Origin of the sequence: Muribaculum sp. An289 (genome assembly GCF_002159555.1) — a bacterium.
Classification (GTDB): domain Bacteria; phylum Bacteroidota; class Bacteroidia; order Bacteroidales; family UBA932; genus Merdivivens; species Merdivivens faecigallinarum.
Genome location: NZ_NFIV01000017.1, coordinates 1 through 22,298 on the forward strand (window position 1 = coordinate 1; position 22,298 = coordinate 22,298).

The 22,298-nt window shown below is 47.2% G+C and carries 16 protein-coding genes, 1 other RNA gene and 1 CRISPR repeat array; of the genes, 11 read left to right on the forward strand and 6 right to left on the reverse strand.

Annotated features, from left to right (window positions below):
* A CRISPR array of direct repeats spans positions 1-438; the repeat unit is 48 nt; unit sequence GTTGTGAATCGCTTTCAAATTTGTTAATTTTGTTTCGTTGAAAACAGT.
* 107 nt (positions 439-545) lie between these two features.
* From cas2 to cas9, 3 genes are read right to left on the reverse strand one after another with little or no spacing between them, the layout of a single operon-like run.
* Positions 546-881, reverse strand: a complete 336-nt coding sequence (gene cas2, locus B5F83_RS09870; protein ID WP_204207389.1) for a CRISPR-associated endonuclease Cas2 — start codon at positions 879-881, stop codon at positions 546-548.
* A gap of 10 nt (positions 882-891) precedes the next feature.
* Positions 892-1,791: a type II CRISPR-associated endonuclease Cas1 gene (cas1, locus tag B5F83_RS09875; RefSeq protein WP_087276273.1), complete on the reverse strand. Its 900-nt coding sequence runs from the start codon at positions 1,789-1,791 to the stop codon at positions 892-894.
* Positions 1,788-6,293, reverse strand: coding sequence for a type II CRISPR RNA-guided endonuclease Cas9 (gene cas9, locus B5F83_RS09880; protein ID WP_087276270.1), 4,506 nt, complete (start codon positions 6,291-6,293; stop codon positions 1,788-1,790). The genes cas1 and cas9 overlap by 4 nt, the downstream gene beginning before the upstream one ends.
* A 1,030-nt stretch (positions 6,294-7,323) precedes the next feature.
* On the opposite strand from cas9, the gene B5F83_RS09885 reads away from it, so the two are divergent.
* Genes B5F83_RS09885 through B5F83_RS09895 form a run of 3 tightly spaced genes read left to right on the forward strand, consistent with a single transcriptional unit; the run spans position 7,324 to position 11,223 of the window.
* On the forward strand, positions 7,324-8,358 hold the full coding sequence (locus tag B5F83_RS09885; RefSeq protein ID WP_158094213.1) for a porin: 1,035 nt from the start codon (positions 7,324-7,326) through the stop codon (positions 8,356-8,358).
* Positions 8,355-9,506: a nucleoside recognition domain-containing protein gene (locus tag B5F83_RS09890; RefSeq protein ID WP_087276264.1), complete on the forward strand. Its 1,152-nt coding sequence runs from the start codon at positions 8,355-8,357 to the stop codon at positions 9,504-9,506. Before B5F83_RS09885 ends, B5F83_RS09890 begins: the two co-directional genes overlap by 4 nt.
* Before the next feature lie 34 nt (positions 9,507-9,540).
* On the forward strand, positions 9,541-11,223 hold the full coding sequence (locus B5F83_RS09895; RefSeq protein ID WP_087276261.1) for an AMP-binding protein: 1,683 nt from the start codon (positions 9,541-9,543) through the stop codon (positions 11,221-11,223).
* 42 nt (positions 11,224-11,265) lie between these two features.
* Here the strand turns inward: B5F83_RS09895 and rnpB are convergent.
* The 3 genes from rnpB to B5F83_RS09910 form a co-directional block, all read right to left on the reverse strand.
* An RNA gene (gene rnpB / locus B5F83_RS09900) (RNase P RNA component class A) lies at positions 11,266-11,602 on the reverse strand.
* A 33-nt stretch (positions 11,603-11,635) separates the two neighbouring features.
* Positions 11,636-12,889, reverse strand: coding sequence for an NADH:flavin oxidoreductase (locus B5F83_RS09905; RefSeq protein ID WP_087276256.1), 1,254 nt, complete (start codon positions 12,887-12,889; stop codon positions 11,636-11,638).
* Positions 12,890-12,903: 14 nt separating this feature from the next.
* The gene (locus tag B5F83_RS09910; protein WP_087276253.1) at positions 12,904-13,677 is read right to left on the reverse strand and encodes a DUF1295 domain-containing protein; all 774 of its coding nucleotides are present in this window, start codon (positions 13,675-13,677) and stop codon (positions 12,904-12,906) included.
* 102 nt (positions 13,678-13,779) lie between these two features.
* Between B5F83_RS09910 and B5F83_RS09915 the strand changes: the two genes are divergently transcribed.
* The 8 genes from B5F83_RS09915 (at position 13,780) to B5F83_RS09950 (ending at position 22,149) form a co-directional block, all read left to right on the forward strand.
* On the forward strand, positions 13,780-15,402 hold the full coding sequence (locus tag B5F83_RS09915) for a CTP synthase (protein ID WP_087276250.1): 1,623 nt from the start codon (positions 13,780-13,782) through the stop codon (positions 15,400-15,402).
* Between the two features lie 3 nt (positions 15,403-15,405).
* The gene (locus B5F83_RS09920) at positions 15,406-16,182 is read left to right on the forward strand and encodes a glutaminyl-peptide cyclotransferase (protein ID WP_087276247.1); all 777 of its coding nucleotides are present in this window, start codon (positions 15,406-15,408) and stop codon (positions 16,180-16,182) included.
* The gene (locus tag B5F83_RS09925) at positions 16,179-17,042 is read left to right on the forward strand and encodes a hypothetical protein (protein ID WP_087276244.1); all 864 of its coding nucleotides are present in this window, start codon (positions 16,179-16,181) and stop codon (positions 17,040-17,042) included. The genes B5F83_RS09920 and B5F83_RS09925 overlap by 4 nt, the downstream gene beginning before the upstream one ends.
* A complete protein-coding gene (gene recR / locus B5F83_RS09930) occupies positions 17,035-17,649 on the forward strand; it encodes a recombination mediator RecR (RefSeq protein ID WP_087276241.1) in 615 nt (204 codons plus the stop codon). The genes B5F83_RS09925 and recR overlap by 8 nt, the downstream gene beginning before the upstream one ends.
* A 10-nt stretch (positions 17,650-17,659) precedes the next feature.
* A complete protein-coding gene (locus B5F83_RS09935) occupies positions 17,660-18,253 on the forward strand; it encodes a manganese efflux pump MntP family protein (protein WP_087276238.1) in 594 nt (197 codons plus the stop codon).
* Positions 18,254-18,304: 51 nt separating this feature from the next.
* Positions 18,305-19,252: a CorA family divalent cation transporter gene (locus B5F83_RS09940; protein ID WP_087276235.1), complete on the forward strand. Its 948-nt coding sequence runs from the start codon at positions 18,305-18,307 to the stop codon at positions 19,250-19,252.
* A 97-nt stretch (positions 19,253-19,349) separates the two neighbouring features.
* Positions 19,350-21,209 (forward strand): 30S ribosomal protein S1, encoded by a 1,860-nt coding sequence (gene rpsA / locus B5F83_RS09945; protein WP_087276232.1) that lies wholly within the window; start codon positions 19,350-19,352, stop codon positions 21,207-21,209.
* Positions 21,210-21,222: 13 nt separating this feature from the next.
* Positions 21,223-22,149, forward strand: coding sequence for a ribonuclease Z (locus B5F83_RS09950; RefSeq protein WP_087276228.1), 927 nt, complete (start codon positions 21,223-21,225; stop codon positions 22,147-22,149).
* The last annotated feature ends 149 nt before the right edge of the window (positions 22,150-22,298 follow it).

Below are 22,298 nucleotides of genomic sequence, written 5' to 3' on the forward strand. Positions count from 1 at the left end.
GTTGTGAATCGCTTTCAAATTTGTTAATTTTGTTTCGTTGAAAACAGTAGTTTTTATCTTTGTATTAACAAACAATTAGTTGTGAATCGCTTTCAAATTTGTTAATTTTGTTTCGTTGAAAACAGTGTTCGGCCTTTTCTTTATTGATAGCTGTCTGTTGTGAATCGCTTTCAAATTTGTTAATTTTGTTTCGTTGAAAACAGTTTTTAAATTTTTTATATCATGCCTAGTAAGTTGTGAATCGCTTTCAAATTTGTTAATTTTGTTTCGTTGAAAACAGTCGATAAGCAACATCTTCTTCAGAATCAACACGTTGTGAATCGCTTTCAAATTTGTTAATTTTGTTTCGTTGAAAACAGTTAACTATAAAATGAAAGTAACCTTCGAGTGGTTGTGAATCGCTTTCAAATTTGTTAATTTTGTTTCGTTGAAAACAGTAGACTGTGTGTAATGTTTTATGTGTTAATGATTTAGTGGGCTGTTTTCGATAATAAAAAATCCGATAGTACTATCGGATTTTTTATTGATTTTGAATGAATTTTATTTTAAAATAGCTCGAGTTGGACATAACCTACTGGAGGTTTTTCTTCTTTTTGCTCGGAGAAAAGCTCCATATCTCCGAATTGTTTATCTGTAATGGTCAGTATACCGACTTTTCCTAATGATGGCAGGAACGATTTTACGCGCTTAATATGTACTGCGGCATTTTCGGAACTCGGGCAGTGTCTCATGTAAATTGAAAATTGGAACATGATGAATCCGTCCGTAAGCAGTCTCTTCCTAAAATCGGCTGCTGCTTTTCTTTCCTTTTTGGTGTCTGTAGGAAGATCAAAAAATACAAGTACCCACATAATCCTGTATTCGCTGAATCTGTCGTTCATCATTTTTCAGTTATGTTATTTCAGGATAGGCTATTTTCCTTACCTCGCCATTGAAACATTTGGCCAAAGATGCAGAAGTAATTGATGCGGCAATCATTAAAGGGCTTCTTTTTCCATTGACAACCACTTCTGTAGTCGGAATCGAAAGCATGTCTTTTTTCGCTTCGTCAGTCAGTTCTCCGCTGCCGTATTTCTTAACGATGCTGTGTACTATGAGGTCAATGTATGGGCGGTAGGGTTCCATGATGTCGTCAGCAAGGCAATAAGCATTGTATCTGTTGTGGTGATGAATGCCCAAAGTCGGTAGTAGTCCGCTTCCTACGAGTGCACGCGCGATGATGGCCCGTAATACGGCGTAGCCGTAATTGAAAAGTCCGTTTGGATCGTCTTCATTCCTGCCGCGAATGAATCTTGGGTTTTCCGGGAAAAAGTTTTTCCAATAATATGCGGCTGCACGCGCTTCAAGATTGTCTGGATCTCCGCTTCGTACGCTTTTAGCCCAAATTTTCATATTGCCGTGTTCTTCTCCGGTAGTTAATCTTAATGCTGCCGCTTGGTTAGATATTTTAATCTGGATGGTTTGCTGCCAGAGTTGTTTCTTCAGCGGCATAGACACATCGATTTGTTGCCTGAATCGTTCGTTCTGTATCGTATTGCCGTATAACGGAAGCATTAGACCTATGGGCATATGGTTTGAGCCGCATGAAATAACAGCGCAATTGTTGTCAATCAAAGCTTCAAGCACGCCTTGCGTCATTGTTATCTGTTTATTGTCGAGAATGACAATCCCTATGTCCTCAATGGGAATTGTCCTGAAGACATCGCCGCTTTCAGGCATCTTGACGACTAATTGGCTTAATCTCATTGACAGATGAGCCGGATTGCCAAAATATATGGTGCGCTTTATCATAATATTCTTCCGTCAAAATCGATGATGTTGCCCAGTCTGTCAGTCTTGAGCGGTATGCAGGTCTCTTTTATCATCTCTCCTGTAATTGCCCGTTCAGATTTATTATGTCTTGTGAATTCTTGTTTTTCAACAATAGTCTTTGCAACGGAATGTAAAATAAAACAGCATTGTGTGCCGGAGGATGATACCATCTTATAAATCCTGTCCTTATCCAATGGAAGCGTAACTCTGCCGTTTTCTACTTCATCGGCTGTCGGCAGATAAACGAGATCGTTCGGAGAGAGCCAGAATATCAGCCTGTTGCCCATTTCGTCAGTTCCCGGGACAGGACTCATTTTATTTTTAAGTCTGTCAATCACTTCATTAAGCGGTATGGTGCGGAATGAGCGGGAGTTGTCATCTTTCTTATAAACAGCGAAATACAGATTGCCGCCTTTGTCGGCTTCAACGAATTTTTGGGATTTGCACCCGATTTCACCGACGGCGAATTTATTGGCTTCTTCATACTTGCGTACCGAATAAATCGGCTTATGGTTTTTCCCTCCGTTGAGTAGAATGATGTTTTTGTTCATTTCATCTATACCGTCTGCGGAAAATGCTTTAGACGGGTCGTTTCCGTTTGCTTCCAGATGATTGGTGAGAATCTTCCTTATTCCCGAATCGGTTATGCTGTTTATCGTATCTTTCGCTTTTTCGCATGATAATTTATCCATTCCAAGACTCAAAATAGTATTCCGTGTGGCATAATAGTGTCTGGAGTTTTCCTTACCAAAGTTTTTCTCTTCTGAAAAATAATAAATTTCAACTTTATCCGGCCCGTTTTTGAGAAAGTTCTTGATGTCCTTATCAGTCTTTCCTGCGGTCTTGAACTCCTTGATTTTATGTTTTAATGCTTTATCTACTATTCTGTCCGGCTTCTTTAAGGCTTCGGACAAGGAAACCGTTTTTTTCTCCCTTAGATTTACTAAGCCGAAAACTGTGTCTTTGTGCAGGGATTTGCGTATTGACCAATTGTCTCCTTTTGACTGCGGTACACGCTTCTTTTGTCCGTCGACATATTTGGTTATATGGTTGGATGATTTGTTGATGACTCGGAGATTCTGTTTGAAACTTACGATTATGCCTTCCAGGGCTTTCCGCATATCTGGGATGAAAGTGTTCCATGGGATTTTAATTATCCAGGCATAATTTCCGGTGCTGTCTTGTTTCTTCTTGTCACAAAGCAGATTGCGCAGGTCGTATCTGCTAATCTTGGCATCACTTCTTGCCGATTCGTTGTTGAGATAATTCACTATGTTCCTGTTTGCGCATGCTATCACGATGGCATCCATGGCGTGATGTCTGTGGTCGATGCGTTTGGAACTGAATCCTTTCTGATATTCAAGGGGCATGTAAGGAATGAGTTTCCCGTTCGTGTTGGTTGCTGTGAATTTCTTGCCTAGCGGCAATTCTTCCATTCTCTGGAATCGTGGAAGGATTATTCCGTTCCACACATCATTTACTCCCCAGTCATGTTTAAGTCTGTCTGTAACCTGCCCGGTGCAAGTAATTACATTTTTTGAAATCGCTTCTGCTTCATCATTCTCCCTTACTATGTTTGAAAGCAGTGTCTTGACAAGTTTGCTGATGTATCTGCTGTCATTCAACTGTCTTTCAATGAAAGTGTCAGGTATTTCATCAAGCATCAGCTTCTTTTGCTTTGCCTTATTGTGTCCGTAGTTCTTCCGTACATGCTCTTCGTATGCTTCAATGGAAAGTATTTTGACTGTTTTTCCGAAGCCGAGATCGATTATTTGTTCATGGCAGCCTTTAATGAATTCATGCCCTAAACGGGCTCCTTTTTCTGAATTCACTTTAGCTTCACAGATTACTTTGTTGCTTAACGAATCATCGAAAAATCTTGATTGTGGTATTATGTGTTCTATTTCATATTCGGATGTGAACAATTTCGACAGGGGTATAGGTTGCCCCGTATATGGGGAAATGTATTTTTGATCGAGCCATAATTTGTACTTCAAAAATTCGGCTCGGGTAGGCCTGTTCTCGGCTTTGTCGAATGACTTCAGGAATTTTTTGACTTCTTCATCGAGTTCAATGCCGCTGTTCAATACTCCGTCTTCATATATTTTCAGTATCTCCTGCTGTGTCGGTGAGTACGGGCGCACATTGTCGATTTCGAATTCCGGATTAAGGAACTCTGTGAGCATCGCCTTGATTCTGAGATTGGTGATTTCGTTTTTGCTTATTTGTTCGGATATGCGCTTCCGTTCACTTGCAGAGTTCTTCATTTCTCGGCCGAGCTCGATATGTATCTCGTCGATCCGGCCGACTTGTTCCCAGATATCCCTGACGGTACGCAATGTTTCAAGGACAACTTGTTCGACGATAGGATTTCTTAGCGAATGTTGTTTGAAATGTTTAAGATAATTGTCGATATCCGATGGTTTTTCCCATTTTGTAATATCTTTGATTTCCGAATGCCTGCCATATATCACGTAGCATGCGAGCCATGTCGGAAGCCCCTGAAAGTCGGATATGCCGTTCAGATTTATTGTTTTTTCCCTAACACAGTCATTGATTTCAGGGTCGTACTCGCCCGAAATGATTTTTTCTATTCGTTCTTTTGTGTTGCAGTCTATGTTTTCTTCGTCCCAGTAGCACCCTCTTCGCATCAGCGACAACAATTTATTCGTCGCTTTGAAGGAGTATGCGCCGTAATCGCTTTTGAAAGGCGGAAATTTTACAAATTCTTTGAGGAACGGTTCTTCTTCTATTCCGTGTTTGTTCGCAAATGTATGTAAGGCTTTGCCCAGTTCGACCTTGTCATTTACTGAATAAAGTATGTGCCAGAGTGCGGTTTCTTGTTCAGTTGTAAGAAAATCAGAGTCGAGATTGGCTTTTTTAAGCCGTTTTAACATCTCAGCCCTTGTCGTGTTGCCGGGATATGTTTTGTCTTCGGGGTAGTTCCACCGGAAATTTTTAATGTTTTTCTTAAGTTGCGGAAAATATTTCAGTATTTTGTCCTGTTTTATTTCTGCCTCATCATTCAATTTCTTGAAAAGAGCCGCATAGCTTTCATTGTCAGGCAGCAAAATGTCCGTAATATCAATGTCGGTCTGTGTTTTCCCGAATTCGGTGCGTTCTTTTTCGTATATTTTCAGATATGAAAGGAATTGCCACAGTCGGAATTCCTGGTATGCGGGGTGTGACTTTGGAATGCACTTTATTGGAGATGACAGTTTTTCCCTCGTTGTTTTATTAATATAAATTCTTTCTTCATAAGGACAGTCGCTGATAAGTGATTTTTTGCTCTTAAGCGGCCTTTGGTAAAATATGATGTCATTTATGAACAGGTATGTAAAATCCCTATTCGCTATTTCTCTCCTGTGCGTGTCATTGTTTGGATACAATACTCCGATACATTCGTTGTAAAGCTCCTTGTTCCGTAAATCCGGATTGAATTCCTTCTGTCTTGTCAGAATCTTTTCCAATTCATCGCGATAAAACTCCCGTTCTATTGTCCTGACCAATTTCCCTCGTATTTTGATGTCGGGCTTGTAAATGAGAGTGTCATAAATATAGCATCCTACGGTTTTACCTGACTTGAGGATATCGGATTGTGTCCTTTCTTTTACCAAAGTCCAATCGTCTTCTTTCGGAGCGCGTATTGAGCGTTTTGGTTCCCCGTCCTCCTTTATTACTGGATTTCCGTTTTTATCCAAATCTGTAGTGACAATGAGTTCAAGTGTCTTTCCTGTCCAGTCGGGCTTTTCCTTGAATGTCCTTTTATACACCAAGCCGTTCTCCAATATGAGTTCAAACCATTTGTCGCTGCCTTTGACTTCTCTGGTTTCACGGATTTCTTTGACTTTCAGTGATAAATATTCGGTCTTTTTGTTTGGCTGTTGCTCTTCTTCCTCTCCGCGTTGATAATAACCTCGTTTTTGATTGAAACTATGAAGAATCCATGCGAGTTCCTGATTTGTGACTGGTTGTGTCAAAGCCTTTTTGCGTAGATAATAGATTGTCCAGTCGTATGGCACTTTCATGCCCTTTTTTGCCATATCCGGGTGCGCGGTTTTGATATCAGCAAGCATTTCATTGAATGAATCTTTAAAAATGAATTCATAATCGCCATTCCCGTTTTTCTTCCATGCTATCTTCGGTTCTGTCCCTTTTGACAGTTTTCCGTATCTGTCGAGGCTATCAGAGTAGTGTTCGGGAAGCCATCCCATTGTCATGAGGACTCGATTTAGTCTCTCTCTTCTTATGTGGCTCCTTTCAATAAGTTTTCTGGTGCTTCTGAATTTTGTTCTTTCTGCTGTTTGTGATTGTGGATTGCCTTTGTCATAATTTCCCATGGTAGCGGCATCCATTGGAATGATTCTGCTTCCTGTGCATTCAATACCATTTACTATGTCTTTATCATTAATGGTTTCTTGATTAATTATAGCCCAACCTATGGAATTTGTTCCTAAATCCAATCCGAGAATTTTTTTCATAATAAGCGAAATTTGTTTATGTCTCAAAATTATGAAAAAAACTTAAAACATTTTGTTGTTTGATAAAAACATTATATTTTTGAGTATAATTTGAAGCGATTCACAATAAGGATTATTCCGTTGTGAAAACATTTAAAGGGGTGTCATAGGGCATCCCTTTCTTTTGTTGATGTTTTAGTGCGTACTCTGAAAAGTTCGTATCTTTGGGATCAGCGGATAATTTTTGTAAAACCGGGAACAGGTCAATTTTGGTTACATCTATGTAATTTATTAATTTGTAATATTTTATGAAAGTATAGTGAATTATCCTTGTTCAGAGCGGCATCCACGTGGACTTCGCTGGGAACAAGGATTTTTGATAGGTTTCCGGTGACCCGAGAAACAACATCTCTGCCCAAAGAATGGCAGGAAGTGGGATGGAAGCGGAATGAGGAGGAAAAAATAGGAATTTGTCGTGTCATTTTCCACCCCATAGCCATCTGGTCCCTTTTGTAATGATTGATAATCAATAACTTACAAAAATGTAAGCTGTCTTTGGGTGCCTCAGAAAGGACCCAAGCGCAGATGTGATTTTTATAAATCGCTTATTATCAACACTTTACAAGAATAATGGCTGGCTATGGGGTAGAAAAAGTTGATTTTGTTCGGGCCACGGGCGAGAAATGAAGCCACGGAAGATTCCGACCGGAATTATCCGCTGGTCCGTTATTTGTGGGCGCGAATGTTGAGTCGGGCTGTTCCCGGGTTTGCGGATATTTTCTTAAATGAGGGGAAGTGTTTTCATAAGTGATGGGAAATACAGGCTTTTTAAAGGCCTTGAGCGTTTCTTTTACAATATGCATGGGAAAAGCATAGCGCTTCTAAAAAGTTTTCTATCTTTGCACTTTGTTTTGAGAAAAGAGAATTTATGTGGAGGAATTTTGTCCTTGTTTTGGTTTCCGTTTTGTCCGCAATCCCGGTTTTTGCCGCTACTCGGGAGGAGGTTTCAGCTTTAACCGCTGCGCGAGAGTCAACCCCAGCTTCAACCGCTGTGCAAGATGCAACCCCAACCCCAACCCCGGCTTCAACCGCTGCCGGCAGTGAGGATAAGGAAAACAAAAAGACTGATTTCAGGATTAACATAGCCCTCGATACGAGACTCGACGGGCAGGTAACGGCTTATTCCGGAACCCCGGAGAAAAGTACCGAACTCGGTTTTGCCGGAAAATTCATAACCCTCGTGGTGGACGGTTCAATCACGGAAAACCTGACATACGGATACAGGCAGAGGCTTTTTACGAAAGACCTGAATCCGACTTCGTTCTTCAATGCTACGGACTGGCTTTATCTGAAATACAGATTCCATAAGAACTTTACGTTTACGGCAGGAAAGGACGTAATCGCAATCGGAGGTTTCGAGTATGACATGAACCCTATCGATGTGTATTTTTATTCGATGTACTGTAACAACGTGACGTGCTACCAGCTCGGGCTTTCGCTGACATATATGGACAACAAGGGCAACCACAGCCTGAAGGCCCAGGTCACAAATTCGCCGTTCAGCACAGGCGCCTATGACGGCAAGTTCGCATATAACCTTCTCTGGTCAGGAAACATGGGGTGGTTCAAGACCCTCTACTCCGTAAACATGGTCGAGAGGGAGCGCGGACATTTTCTCAATTACATAGCGCTCGGAAACCGTTTTACCTGGAATCCGGTGACAATAGATCTGGATTATACCAACAGATATGCGGTAGGAGGGAGCCAGCGTGGATTTTTCTCGGATTTTTCCCTTACCTGCATGGTTACCTGCACCATATCCAAAAAATTCAATATATTCCTCAAGGGAGGCTATGACCGGAATCTCGGCCAGGCAGCCGATACGGAAGACCCATACGATCCGATGGTAGTCCCCGGTTCGAAGTATTTCATATACGGGGCCGGAGTGGAGTTCTTCCCGATTAAGGACAAAAAGGATTTGCGCGTGCATGCTTTCTGGTATTCGGACAACAGCAAACCCGTACCGAATACATTTAATATAGGTGTCCGTTGGCGGATAAAAGTTTTTCAATCTGACAAATCATGAAACTGAATCTGTTTAAAAACATGAAATTCACTACCAAGCGTAGTATCGAGGCATTGATTTTCCTCCTTCTGTTCCTCGGAATTTTCGGTGGCATCGGCTCTGTCATGGGGGTTCCAAACATGCTGAACACGATAATGAACACATCGTACTCCCTTCTGCTGGAGACGGTGTTCTACCTGATGGGAATCACCGTGCTGTCGGGCGCTTTGGGCAAACTTTTGGTGGAATTCGGGGTCGTCAGACTCCTTGAGAACATCCTCAGGCCTCTGATGAAACCGCTTTACAATCTTCCGGGAGTAGCCGCTCTCGGAGCGGTCATTACCTTCCTTTCCGACAACCCGGCAATAATCGGGCTTGCAAAGGATAAGAATTTCAGCAGTTATTTCAAGAAATACCAGCTCGTCTCCCTTACCAATTTCGGAACGGCGTTCGGAATGGGACTGGTGCTTATAGTCTTCATGATTGGCCGCGGATATGCGGCGCCGGCAATGGTGGGCCTTTTCGGAGCTGTGGTCGGAAGCGTGGTTTCCACAAGGATGATGCAGAGGCTTGTGTTGAAAAAACATCCTGAACTGGACGCCCCCGTTTCGAATATGGACGGTGACAGCCAGAAAATTTCCTTCAAATCCGAGGGCGGAATATTCCTCAGGGCGTTGAATGCCATACTCGATGGCGGAAAGACCGGTGTGGAACTCGGCCTTGCCATAATTCCCGGTGTGCTCGTCATTTCAACGGCGGTCATGATGCTTACTTTCGGCCCGGGTGAAGGAGGATACACCGGAGAAGCTTATCAGGGAGTGGCGTTCCTGCCATATCTCGCCGATAAAATCAATTTTGTCTTCGACTGGCTTTTCGGCTTCAAGAGCCCTGAGCTCGTGGCCTTTCCGATGACGGCCCTCGGTGCCGTCGGAGCTGCGATGGGACTTGTTCCGAAGTTCCAGGAAGCAGGACTTCTCGATGGCAATGCGATAGCCGTGTTTACTGCGATGGGCATGTGCTGGAGCGGTTATCTCAGCACGCATACCGCGATGCTCGATTCCTTGGGATACAGGAACTTGACTTCCAAGGCGATTCTCTCGCACACTGTCGGCGGACTCGTTGCGGGAGTGTTCGCGCACTGGGCCTTTGTGCTCATTTCGCTTTTTTAATGATTTTTCTTTTTAATAAAGAATGTAATCCGTTATGGAAAATTATCTGAAACTCATAGAAAATACCATAAAGGGGAAGTGGGACTGCGGCGCTCTCTGCGACCGTGGCGGAATCTCCTATACTTATGGACAGATGGCCGGGCAGATAGCCCGTCTCCATTACATTTACAGGGAAGTTGGCATTGCCAAGGGCGACAAGATAGCCGTATGCGGCAAGAACGGTGCAAACTGGGCTGTCGCCTTCATATCGGCAAATGCTTACGGCGCTGTTGCCGTACCTCTGCTGAATGACTTCCATCCCGAAAGCATAGCGCAGCTGACGGACCATTCCGAAAGCCGGATACTGTTTATTGACGAAGACCTGTGGAAAAAGGTCGGTATCGTAGGGACAAAGGCGGAGGCTGTGTTCAGCCTTAAAGACTTCAGTCTGCTTCATGCTGTCGACAGCGCTGCCGTTTCGAAACATGTCGAAGACGCCTCGGCCGCCTTTGACCGGGATTATCCGGGTGGAATAAGCCCTGACGATGTCCGCTATCAGTCGGAGGATTTGGATGCGACTGCCATAATCAATTATACTTCAGGGACTACCAGTGCGCCGAAAGGTGTGATGCTCTCTTACAGGGCCATCAGTTCCAATGTGGTTTTCATAAAGGAAAATATTTTCGGGAAAGAGGGGGACAAGGCCCTTTCCATGCTCCCGATGGCCCACATGTACGGAATGGCGGTGGAATTCCTGTTCCCCGTATGTGCAGGTTATGAACTGCATTTCCTCGGGAAGGCCCCGACTCCGAGAATCCTGCTCGATGCTTTGTCGGAAGTCAGGCCTTTCATGATAATAGCCGTTCCGCTGATTATAGAGAAGATTTTTTATTCTTCGGTCTTCCCGGCCGTAAACAAACCTTTGATGAAAGGCGCCTTGAAAATACCAGTTGTTTCATCTGTAATCTACCGGAAGATTTATGACAAACTGATGTCTACCTTCGGAGGCAATGTCAAGTATATCATCATCGGCGGTGCCCCTCTGAACGAGGCTGTAGAGGAAATGATGAAAAAAGTCGGCCTGCCTTATTGTGTCGGCTACGGCATGACCGAATGCGCGCCTCTTATAAGCTATGAGCACTATTCGCGCTTTGCGTTCCGTTCCTGCGGCAAGCCGGTGGACCGCATGGAAGTGAGGATAGATTCTCCTGATGCGACCGAAGTGGTGGGTGAAATCCAGACCCGCGGAGACAATGTGATGTCGGGATATTATAAAAACAAGGATGCTACGGCGGCTGCCTTTACCGCTGACGGCTGGTTGCATACGGGCGATATGGGAATAATGGATGCCGAAGGCAACATTTTCATAAAGGGACGTTGCAAGAACATGGTCCTCGGGCCGAACGGGCAGAATATTTACCCCGAGGAGATAGAGGACAAGCTGAACAGCCACAGGTATGTAGTCGAATCGATTGTCGTATCGAGACAGGGACGTCTCGTCGCATTGATATATCCTAATACCGATGCAATCGTGGAGGATGCTTCGGAGCATGGACAGAAATCCCCGGCAGATGCAAGGCCGGATACCGAAACATTGGTGTCCGCCGCCATGGATGCCCTGCTGGCCGAGGTGAACAAATCGCTGCCTTCCTACAGCAAGCTTTCGAAAGCCGAGGTCATGGCTACGGAATTCGAGAAGACTCCTAAGAAGAGCATCAAACGGTTCCTTTACGAGTAGGAATGCCGTTTTCGGTATGGGTTAGGATTAAAAAAACTGTTAAAAAAAGGCGGGGCCGTAAGCCGGATTCTGTTTTTAAATCTATCATTTATCTATGCTGCCTACCCCCTGACAAGGACGGGCAGCCCTTGGTGTCAGTATATTTGGCATTGCAGGCCGCAGTACGTACATTCCGGATGTCGCCATACGGAATCACGGAATCTTACCTCCGTGTTCTCACCCTTACCGCAGGCTCCCAAAGGGCCTGCCGGCGGTTGTTTTCTTCTACGTTGCACGTAAACTTCCGTCTACCTGTGCTTTCCACAGTGCGGTGCCCTGTCCTGTCCGGACTTTCCTCTGCCGGGTTTCAGCGCCCGGCAGCGATAGATCGTCCCGCCTTAAGTTTTTATATGTTAGATGCCGGTGTGTCCGGTCAAAGCCCGGCTTCACGCCTTGCGTTTCTTTTCTTTGTCCTTGCCACGCTCCGTTTCAGTGCCGGCGTGATGTCGGCGCAGACTTTCTCGCAGCACATTTCCAGTGAATACATCCTTCCTATACAGAAGTTGGAGTGCTCGCATCCGCTGCATGCCTCCCTGTCTTCTTTCATCTTGTTCACGAAGCCGGGGTCGCAAAGGACGGCACGGCCCATCTGGAGCATTTCGAATCCCGCTTCCATTACTTCGTCGGCATCCTTCCTGCTGTTTACACCGCCGACATAGACCAATGGCATGTCCGGCAGGGCCTCCCTGAATTTTTTTGCGTCTTCGAGGAAGAACAGCCTCCTGTATGTTACCGTAGGTGAAACTAACCTTCCTCCGAGCAGCACTCCGAGTTTCAGCCACCACTGTCTCCACGGCATGTAATGTATTATCGGCATGACAGGGAATTCGCCCCTCATCACGTACATAGGCGCGCGGCTTACGAAGCCTCCTGAAAGTACGAGCGCATCCGCACCGCATTTTTGGAGCTCTTTGGCTACGGTTATGCAGTCGTCTATTTCCATTCCGCCCTTGAAGCCGTCCCTCGTATTCATTTTCACGAAGATGGCCACCTTGCCCTTTCCGGCAGCGACAACCTTTTCCATTACCATTTTCATGAACCTCATCCTGTTTTCCAGCGAGCCTCCGAATTCATCCTTCCTTTTGTTCGTGTAAGGCGAGAGGAACTGGGATATCAGGTAGCCGTGGCCTGCATGTATTTCGACGGCATCGAAACCTGCCTGTATGGCAAGCTCGACGGCATGTCCGTAGGCCTCCACGACTTCGTCTATCTCTTTCCTTGTCATTCCGTGTACGAATGTAGGGGAGTAGAGGTTGAAACCGCTGCTTGCACCGAGAGGCCTGCACCCGCAAATCTTCCTGTGCGACATGTTTCCGCAGTGTCCCAGCTGGATGGATGCCTTTGCCCCTTCGGCATGGATTCCGTCAGTGAGTTCGCGCAGGGCCGGGACTATTTCCTCCCTCATCCAGAGCTGTCTCTCGAAGGACAGGCCGCTACGGCATACGGCGGCGTATGCTACGGTAGTCATGCCTATGCCGCCCCTCGCGACGGAGGTATGGTAATCGTAAAGTGTCTTTGAAGGCGAATTGTGTTCTGCCATCCCTTCGAATGCGGCCGAGCGTATGGTTCTGTTCCTGATTTCGAGCGGCCCGATTCTGTATGGCGTGAAAAGTTTGTCCTGTTCCATTTTATAATGAAATGTTACCAGATATTGGGTAAAATGTATTTCCTCTTAAGATCGGTATATTCGCTTCCGAATTCCTGGGCGTACCTTTCATCCAGAGCCTTGGCCCTCGGTGCGAGGTTCGCGAATGTCCAGAGTGCGAAGACGGCTCCCGGAACGGACCAGGTCAGGATTGCAAAACCTACCCATTCGGTCAGTTCCCCGAAATAATTGGCCGAGCATACGTATTTGAACATACCGCCTTTAGGGATATAGTGTTTCGTGTCTCCGGGCTTCCGGAGATTCCTTATGATATAGTCGGACTGGAGGTTTATGTAGAATCCGGCAATGAATATGAGCATTCCGATGAGGAACCTCGGGTCGGACAGCCACTCGTTGGTATACCTGTCGGCCGGAGACAGATAGTATAGCCATTCTCCCTGCATGTAAGCGTTTATAGTATTGAAAATCACTCCCATCAATATGATTGTCAACGGCATTTTCCCATGTCCCTTTATAAGGAGCGGGAAGATGAACGACCTCTGGAAGTAATGGATGAAAAACGGTGCGCTCATTGCATAGAATACGATGTTCTCGCTTGCGAATTCGGAGCGCGGCGAATTCAGGAACATGTAAAGCATGAGCAGGAATACCGGGGATTCCATCAGTATCCATCCGAGGCGGTTGTTGATTTTCGGACCCCATTTCCCGTTGGAAAGATATCCGTAACCTGCCTTGACGTGAAACAGTGCGAAGAACACTATCACGGCGATTACAATCATGGAAATCAGTACTATTCTATACGTGGTCATGGCAGTTAAAAACAAATTAACATGCAAAGATAGCATTTTAATTTATTTTAATTCGGAATTATTAGGTATCTTTGTACCCCTGTGTAACGTTTTTTCGTAGATATGAATACAAAATATGTTTTTGTCACCGGAGGTGTGACTTCTTCACTGGGGAAGGGAATTATTTCCGCTTCATTGGCCAAACTTCTGAAAGCAAGGGGCTTGAGGGTTACGATACAAAAATTCGACCCGTACATCAACATAGACCCCGGTACTCTGAACCCATATGAGCACGGCGAATGCTATGTGACCGAGGACGGAGCCGAAACGGACCTCGACCTGGGGCATTACGAGCGTTTCCTCAATGTGTATACATCCAAGGCGAACAATGTTACTACGGGAAAGATTTACCGTACGGTCATAGACCGTGAAAGGGAGGGGGCGTACCTCGGCAAGACGGTACAGATAGTCCCTCATATCATAGACGAAATCAAGCGCAGGATGCTCCTTCTCGGCAAGTCGGGCAATTACGATGTGGTAATCACCGAGATAGGCGGTACCGTCGGCGACATGGAATCCCATCCTTTCATCGAGGCGGTGCGTCAGCTCCAGTGGGAACTTCCGGACGAAGACTGCGTAGTGGTACACCTCACCCTCGTCCCTTATCTCGATGCGGCGAAGGAGCTGAAGACGAAACCTACGCAGCATTCCGTAAGGATGTTGCAGCAGGACGGGGTGAATCCCGATATCATAGTATGCCGTACCGAGCACAAGCTCCCGGCCGATGTCAGGCGCAAGGTCGCTTTGTTCTGCAATGTCAAGCCGGGGCATGTCATAGAGTCGATAGACGCCCCGTCGGTATACATGGTTCCGCTGAAGATGCAGGAAGAGGGGCTGGACAGGATAGTCCTCGAACATTTCGGGATGAAGGACATGCCGGAGCCGGACCTTACGAAATGGAACGAATTCCTCGACAGGCTTTTCAATCCGAAGAGTACGGTGGACGTGGCCCTTGTGGGAAAATATGTCGAGCTCCAGGATGCATACAAGTCCATTCTCGAATCGTTCATCCACGCAGGCGCCGCAAACGAATGCAAGGTGAACGTACACAGCATCCACAGCGAATATATCAACAGTGACAATGTAGAGGAAAAACTTTCGGGTATGGATGGAATCCTCGTGGCTCCTGGTTTCGGCGAGCGCGGCATCGAGGGCAAGATTCTTGCGATAAAATATGCCCGCGAGCACAATGTTCCGTTTTTCGGCATCTGCCTCGGAATGCAGATGTGCGTAGTCGAATTCGCCCGCGATGTCCTCGGTTATGCGGATGCGATGACCACCGAAGTCGTCCCTTCGACTTCCCATCCGGTGATAGATTTGATGGAAGAACAGAAGAGCACCACCATAAAGGGCGGTACGATGCGGCTCGGGGCATACGAATGCCGTATCAAGCCGGGAACCCTGGCTTACAGGATTTACGGAAAGGAAATCATTTCGGAAAGGCACAGGCACAGATACGAACTGAACAACTATTATCTGGACGAACTGGAAAAGGCCGGGCTTGTCGCTTCCGGAAAGAATCCGGAAACCGGACTTGTGGAGATAGTCGAGCTGCCTTCCCATCCTTTCTTCATCGGGGTACAGTTCCATCCTGAACTGAAGAGCACTCCGGAGAACCCTCAGCCTGTTTTCGTGTCTTTCGTCGGGGCCGCACTCGAACACGCTTCCGCCAAAAGGAAAGACTGACGTATGAGGCCGGCATTTAAAATATTCCTGTCGGTGATGCTGCTTCTGTCGGCAGCTTCGGTTTCCGCCCGTGCGGCGGAGCCTGTCGTGTATTACAGGGCGAAGATGGTTGCCAGATATCCCCATGACATTTCATCATATACGCAGGGGCTGTTTTTCCACGACGGCAGGCTGTACGAGAGTACCGGCCAGTACGGAGAGTCGACGTTCAGGGAAGTGGATATGGAGACCGGCCGGGCTTTGCAGAGGCTTGACTTCGATGCCGGTTATTTTGTAGAAGGCTCTGTCGTATTGGACGGAAGGCTGTACATCCTTACCTGGACCAACAGGCTGTGCTTCGTATACGAACTGGACGGCTTGAAATACCTGGGACAGTTTTTCTATCCTCATGACGGCTGGGGACTTACGACGGACGGGACCAGTCTCATCGCTTCCGAAGGCTCCTCCTATATCTATTTTATCGACCCTTCGGATTTTTCAATCGAAAGGAAGGTGCAGGTCTTTCTGAACGGCAAGCCGGTAAATTATCTGAACGAACTTGAATATATCGACGGGAAAATATGGGCGAATGTCTATATGACTGAAAATATCCTGATAATAGACCCCGATTCCGGTAATGTGGAAGGTGTCGTAGATTGCAGCGGCCTTTACGGGAAAAACGAACGTTCATCAAGGGACGATGTTTTCAACGGTATTGCCTTTGACGGTCGGGACGGTTCCGTATATGTTACGGGAAAATATTGGAAGTATCTGTATAAAATAGAGTTGGAGGAAATGTGAGTACGCTTGTCATAGCGGATTGCGGTTCTACGAAAAGCGACTGGAGGATTATTCGCGGCAGTGCGGAAAACGTATCCGTGTCCCTTCCGGGCATAAATCCGGCTTTGCAGGACAGGGATTCGGTCCTTGAGAGGCTTTCGCTGTTAAGAGGCGCTGTCGGTGCGGATGAAGATGCGCATGTGTATTATTATGGTGCGGGAACGGTTTCGGAAAATGCCAAGGCTTCAGTAAAGGAGTGTCTCGGTGAAATTTTTCCCGGAGCCGAATGCGAGATAGAGTCCGACATGACCGGGGCGGCAAGGGCCCTTTTCGGGGACGGCGAGGGCATAGCCGCCATAATCGGGACCGGCGCTAACAGTGCATTCTGCCGTGGAGGCCGGCCCGTGCTTTCCGTACCGAGCGGAGGTTTCATATTGGGAGACGAGGGCAGCGGGGCCTGGATCGGCCGCATGCTTCTGTCCGATTACATAAAGTCGCTCATGCCCGAGGATATACGGGAAGAGTTTTCTTCGGTATGCCCCCTCGATTATGCCGGAATCGTGGATGCCGTGTATTCTTCCGGCGCACCTAACGGATTTTTGGCTTCTTTCGCCCCGTTTGCACGCAAGTTCAAGGAGCATCCGTATGTGGACAACCTGCTGAAGGAAGGCTTCGAACTGTTTTTTACCCGTAATCTCATGCAGTACGGCTGTCTGAGATGTTTCCCTGTAAGGATGACTGGCTCGGTGGCATATTATTTTTCGGATAAGATCGGGGAGGTGGCCGCCGCGCATGGTGCTACTGTCGATATGGTGAGGATTTCCCCTATGGAAGGTCTGGTAAAGTATCACTCTCAAAAATACGGTATAGGCAATGTTTAAGGACAGATATCCGTCGCGGCTGCTTGAAGATGCGGTGGAGCAGATAGGCATGCTTCCCGGCATAGGAAAACGGAGCGCATTGAGGATTGCCCTCTTCCTGTTGAGGCAGCCTGTCGAAAATGTGCGCCATCTGGCGGCTTCGCTGGCTGGTCTCAGGGAAAACGCAAAATATTGTTCCGTGTGCGGCATGATTTCGGACGATGATGTTTGCCCGATATGCTCGGATTCCCGGCGTGACAGGTCCGTAGTCTGCGTAGTCGAGTCGCTGAGGGACGTGCTCAGCATAGAGGCGACGGGGCAGTACCACGGGGTCTACCATGTTTTGGGAGGCATAATCTCTCCAATGGACGGCATCGGCCCGTCGGACATAGCCGTCGGCCCCCTTGTGGAAAGGGTTCGGGCCGGGAACGTGAGTGAAGTGGTTCTGGCTCTGAGTACCGGCGTTGAAGGTGAAACCACGGCGTTTTACATTTATAGGCAGCTCTCCGGAACAGGGGTGAAGATTACCGCAATAGCGAGAGGGGTCGGTTTCGGTGACGATTTGGAATATACCGATGAGGTTACCTTGGGCCGGTCCATAGCCGACAGAAGGGAATTCAATCCGTAAACCGAACGCTATGAGCTGGTTGGAACTGTTGCTCCTTGCCCTCAGCCTGTGTGTTGATACCTTTGCCGTTTCCATGAGCGGCAGCCAGTCCATCCGCAAGGCCTCCTTGCCGAGGATTTTCTTCATAGCCCTCGTCTTTGCCGTCTTTCAGGCCGGCCTTACTTTCATCGGCTGGATAGGAGGGGCCTCGCTTCATAAAATAATCACATCCGTGGACCATTGGATAGCCTTCATACTGTTATTATATATAGGTGTGAAAATGGCGGTCGAAGGCATCGGCAATATCCGCAAGGCCAAATCGGGGGAGGAGACGGAGTGTACCGTCAACCTGCTTTCGTCCAAGACCTTAGTGATGTCGGCCGTGGCTACGAGCATTGACGCGCTTGCGGTAGGAATCGCTATTGCCGTGGTATCGCTTCCTCCTGTGAAACTCTATGGCTGTTTTGCCATGATTTTCACGGCGACCCTGCTTTCCTCCCTTGCCGGGGTCTTTTCAGGAAGGTGGCTGGGCAAACGTTTCGGCGACATGGCGCAGGTGGCGGGAGGTGCGGTTTTGGTGATAATAGGGGCGAAAATACTTGTCGAGCACACGATATTGGCTTAGAACCTGTTCGAAATAAGCCGATTTTACGAAAAAAACATATATATTTGCGCCATGATGCAAATATTCTATAAATCCGAGGGGCATATCTTGTCGACCCCGAAGATAGAGGATCTGGATAATCTCCCTGTCGAGGCGGTTATCTGGATTGATTTGTTTGCACCTGACGAGGAAGAGACCCGTTGTGCGGAAAAGTTCCTCGGAACGACCATCCAGAGCCGTGCGATGGCCGAGGAAATCGAGAGTTCTTCAAGATATTCGGAGACTGAGACGGCCATATATGCCAACACCAACTTCCTGATACCGGGCCCTGACGAGTATGCCATGGAAGCCGTTTCCTTCATTCTTACGGACGGAGTCCTCGCGACCCTCCGCGAAGTTTCGCTGAGGAGTTTTACCGACATACAGCGCAGGATGATGGCATTGCCGAGGATGTACCCTTCGGGATATCATATTTTCGTAGCCATATTGGAAAACCGTATCGACCTTGATGCGGATATGATTGAGCTCATGTCCAAGGAGATAGCCCAATACAGCAAGCATATATCCCTCGGCGAGCATGTGTCGGAAGAGTTCCTTTTGGATATCAATCAGTTGCAGGAAAATACGATGATGGTACGCGAAAACATAGTCGACAAGCAGCGCGTAATATCGAGCGTGCTGAAAAGCGACAAGTACCCTCCTGAAATCCATGAGAAACTGAGCGTGCTCATCAAGGACATAGCCTCCCTTATCAACCATACCAATTTCAGTTTCGAAAGGCTCGAATATTTGCAGAATACCCTTTTGGGACTTATCAACCTGGAACAGAACAGGATTATGAAGGTGTTCACCCAGGTGTCCCTGCTTCTGATGCCTCCGACCCTTGTCGCGAGCATTTACGGAATGAACGTACATCTGCCGATAACCGGGACCGACTGGGACTTTCTCATCCTTGTCGGGGTGATGATGCTGGTAGTCGCATTCGCGATTGTCGTTTTCAAGAAGAGGAAAATGATGTAATCATTTGTTATTTCGGATAATTTGTCTAATTTTGCACCTCCTTTCCACGGGAAGGTTTATAAATAATGTTTAACCTCTAGTTTGTTTTTGTAAAAAAATGGAAGAAGAGAAAAAAGTGATTACTGAGCCGCAGGAAGAAGTTCAGGCGGCACCGGCGGCGGAAGAGCCGAAAAAGAAGATTTCAAATGCTTCGGTCAATCCCGAAGATTTCGACTGGGACGCATTCGAAAAGGATGCAAGCTATGGTGAAGACCGCAAGTCGATAGAAGAAAGTTACGACAAAACGCTTTCAAAAGTCATAGAAAACGAAGTCGTGGAAGGCGTAGTTACCGCCATAAACAAAAGGGAAGTAATCGTTAATATAGGTTATAAGAGCGAAGGTGTCATCCCTTCGACCGAGTTCCGTTACAATCCTGACCTCAAGGTGGGAGACCATGTAGAGGTATATGTAGAGACAGCAGAGGACAAGAAGGGACAGCTTATCCTTTCGCACAAGAAGGCACGTTCTCTCCGTTCATGGGATATGGTCAACGATGCATACGAGAACGACCGTATCGTTACCGGCTTCATCAAGTCGCGTACCAAGGGCGGTATGATTGTGGACGTATTCGGTATAGAAGCGTTCCTCCCTGGTTCACAGATAGATGTCAAGCCTATCAGGGATTATGACGCATACGTCAACACAACCGAGGAGTTCAAGATTGTCAAAATCAATCAGGAGTTCAGGAATGTCGTCGTTTCGCACAAGGCACTTATCGAGGCCGAGCTGGAAGCGCAGAAATCCGAAATCATCAGCAAGCTCGAAAAAGGCCAGGTGCTCGAAGGTACTGTCAAGAACATCACTTCATACGGCGTATTCGTGGACCTCGGCGGCGTGGACGGACTTATCCATATCACGGACCTTTCATGGGGCCGTATCAATCATCCGGAAGAAGTCGTGCAGCTTGACCAGAAGATTAATGTTGTCATACTTGACTTCGATGATACCAAGAAACGTATCGCTTTGGGTCTGAAACAGCTTACACCTCATCCATGGGATACCCTCGATCCTGACTTGAAGGTCGGCGACAAGGTAAAGGGCAAGGTAGTCCTCATTCAGGATTACGGCGCATTCGTGGAAATCAAACCTGGTGTTGAAGGACTTATCCACGTTTCCGAAATGTCATGGTCGCAGCATCTCCGCATTGCACAGGACTTCCTTAAGGTAGGAGACGAAGTGGAGGCTCAGATACTTACCCTCGACAGGGAAGAGAAGAAGATGTCCCTCGGTCTGAAACAGCTCAAGGAAAATCCTTGGGATTCGATTGCAACGAAATACCCTATCGGCTCGGTACATACCGCTACCGTACGTAACTTCACCAATTTCGGTGTATTCGTTGAACTCGAAGAAGGCGTTGAAGGTCTCGTGCACATAAGCGACCTTTCATGGACAAAGAAGATCAAACATCCTTCGGAGTTCACATCTCTCGGAGCGAAACTCGATGTCGTAATACTCGACATAGACCAGGAGAACCACCGTCTTTCACTCGGTCACAAGCAGCTTGAGGAAAATCCTTGGGATGCATTCGAAAGCAAATATTCAGTAGGCTCTACGATAGAGGCCCCTATCGCTTCCATGATGGACAAGGGCGGTGCTACAGTAACCCTTCCTGACGGAATCGAAGGCTTCGTTCCGGCAAAAGGCCTTGCAAAGCAGGACGGTTCCATGCCGGCAGTAGGTGAGACCCTTCCGTTCAAGATTGTAGATTTCAACAAGGCGAACAAGAGGATAGTCCTTTCCCATGTGAAGACTTACGAGACTGCTCCGGAGCCTAAGGAAGCAGAGCAGAAGCCTGCAAAGGAAGAAAACAGCATGAAGAGCACGGTCAACAAGATAAATTCCAATATCGAAAAGACCACTCTCGGCGACATATCCGAGCTTGCAGCACTCAAGAGCAAACTTGAAAGCGGTGAATAGGCTTTCACTTTGAATGGAATTCAGAATCAATATTCTGGGGACGGCTTCGGCCCTCCCGGTTCCGAACAGATATCCGAGCGCCCACGTACTTTCAGTGCGGGGGCGCTTGCTATTGATTGATTGCGGAGAAGGTTGCCAGCTGCGCATGAGGCAGATGGGCATATCCCCCTTGCGCATAGAATCCGTGTTTATTTCGCACGTACACGGAGACCACATATTCGGATTTTTCGGCCTGGTTTCGACTATGGGGCTTTTAGGCCGGACGGCTCCCCTGCACGTATATGCGCCGCGTTCCTTTGCTTCGATAGTGAAATTCGCCGTCTCTAATTTCGGGGAAGGGATGAAATTCGGGATAGAGATGCATCCTGTCAGGGTCTCGGCTCCGGAACTCATATTCGAGAGCCGTTCAATCGAAATACTTGCCTTTCCGTTAAGGCACAGGATAGAGACATACGGATACCTTGTAAGGGAGAAGGAGCCGATGTACAATGTCCGGAAAGAGCTTATAGGAACGGATTCGCTTACTTTGGCGGAAATCGGGGCCTTGAAGCGAGGCTGCCCGGTCGTAAGGGAGGACGGAGATGTCCTGACTTTGGAAAGGTATGCGTATAAGCCCTATATCCCTCGTTCATATGCCTATTGCAGTGATACGGCGCCGTTCCCAGAGCTGGCGGAATGGGTAAGGGGAGTGACCCTGCTTTTCCATGAATCCACATATACATCCGAACTTGGCGACCTGGCCGTCGCCACCAACCATTCCACGGCGGCGGATGCCGCGAAGTGCGCCCTTGAGGCGGGTGCCGGCAAATTGCTGTTGGGCCATTATTCCTCAAGGTACAAGTCTACAGAACCTTTCCTGAAAGAGGCCCGCAGTATTTTTCCTGAAACTTTTTTGGCGAAGGACCTGGATATTGTAGAACTTCCGCTTGTAAAAGCTTGACGGAAATTCGTTTTATTTGGCTTCGCCACATATACTGTTGCGCCTCGGCATAGCAAATTGAATAAATTCATTTGCTCTGCTCTCGGCTTCTGCGTATATTTGGCCTGACGGCCAGAAATACTGTTCACGCCTCGGCATAGCAAATTGAA

Coding starts and splice junctions, on each gene's coding strand:
- cas2 (WP_204207389.1), bottom strand. CDS start 881: ATGAACGACAGATTCAGCGAATACAGGATTATGTGGGTACTTGTATTT.
- cas1 (WP_087276273.1), bottom strand. CDS start 1,791: ATGATAAAGCGCACCATATATTTTGGCAATCCGGCTCATCTGTCAATG.
- cas9 (WP_087276270.1), bottom strand. CDS start 6,293: ATGAAAAAAATTCTCGGATTGGATTTAGGAACAAATTCCATAGGTTGG.
- B5F83_RS09890 (WP_087276264.1), top strand. CDS start 8,355: ATGAAACTGAATCTGTTTAAAAACATGAAATTCACTACCAAGCGTAGT.
- B5F83_RS09895 (WP_087276261.1), top strand. CDS start 9,541: ATGGAAAATTATCTGAAACTCATAGAAAATACCATAAAGGGGAAGTGG.
- B5F83_RS09905 (WP_087276256.1), bottom strand. CDS start 12,889: ATGGAACAGGACAAACTTTTCACGCCATACAGAATCGGGCCGCTCGAA.
- B5F83_RS09910 (WP_087276253.1), bottom strand. CDS start 13,677: ATGACCACGTATAGAATAGTACTGATTTCCATGATTGTAATCGCCGTG.
- B5F83_RS09915 (WP_087276250.1), top strand. CDS start 13,780: ATGAATACAAAATATGTTTTTGTCACCGGAGGTGTGACTTCTTCACTG.
- B5F83_RS09920 (WP_087276247.1), top strand. CDS start 15,406: ATGAGGCCGGCATTTAAAATATTCCTGTCGGTGATGCTGCTTCTGTCG.
- recR (WP_087276241.1), top strand. CDS start 17,035: ATGTTTAAGGACAGATATCCGTCGCGGCTGCTTGAAGATGCGGTGGAG.
- B5F83_RS09935 (WP_087276238.1), top strand. CDS start 17,660: ATGAGCTGGTTGGAACTGTTGCTCCTTGCCCTCAGCCTGTGTGTTGAT.
- B5F83_RS09940 (WP_087276235.1), top strand. CDS start 18,305: ATGATGCAAATATTCTATAAATCCGAGGGGCATATCTTGTCGACCCCG.
- rpsA (WP_087276232.1), top strand. CDS start 19,350: ATGGAAGAAGAGAAAAAAGTGATTACTGAGCCGCAGGAAGAAGTTCAG.
- B5F83_RS09950 (WP_087276228.1), top strand. CDS start 21,223: ATGGAATTCAGAATCAATATTCTGGGGACGGCTTCGGCCCTCCCGGTT.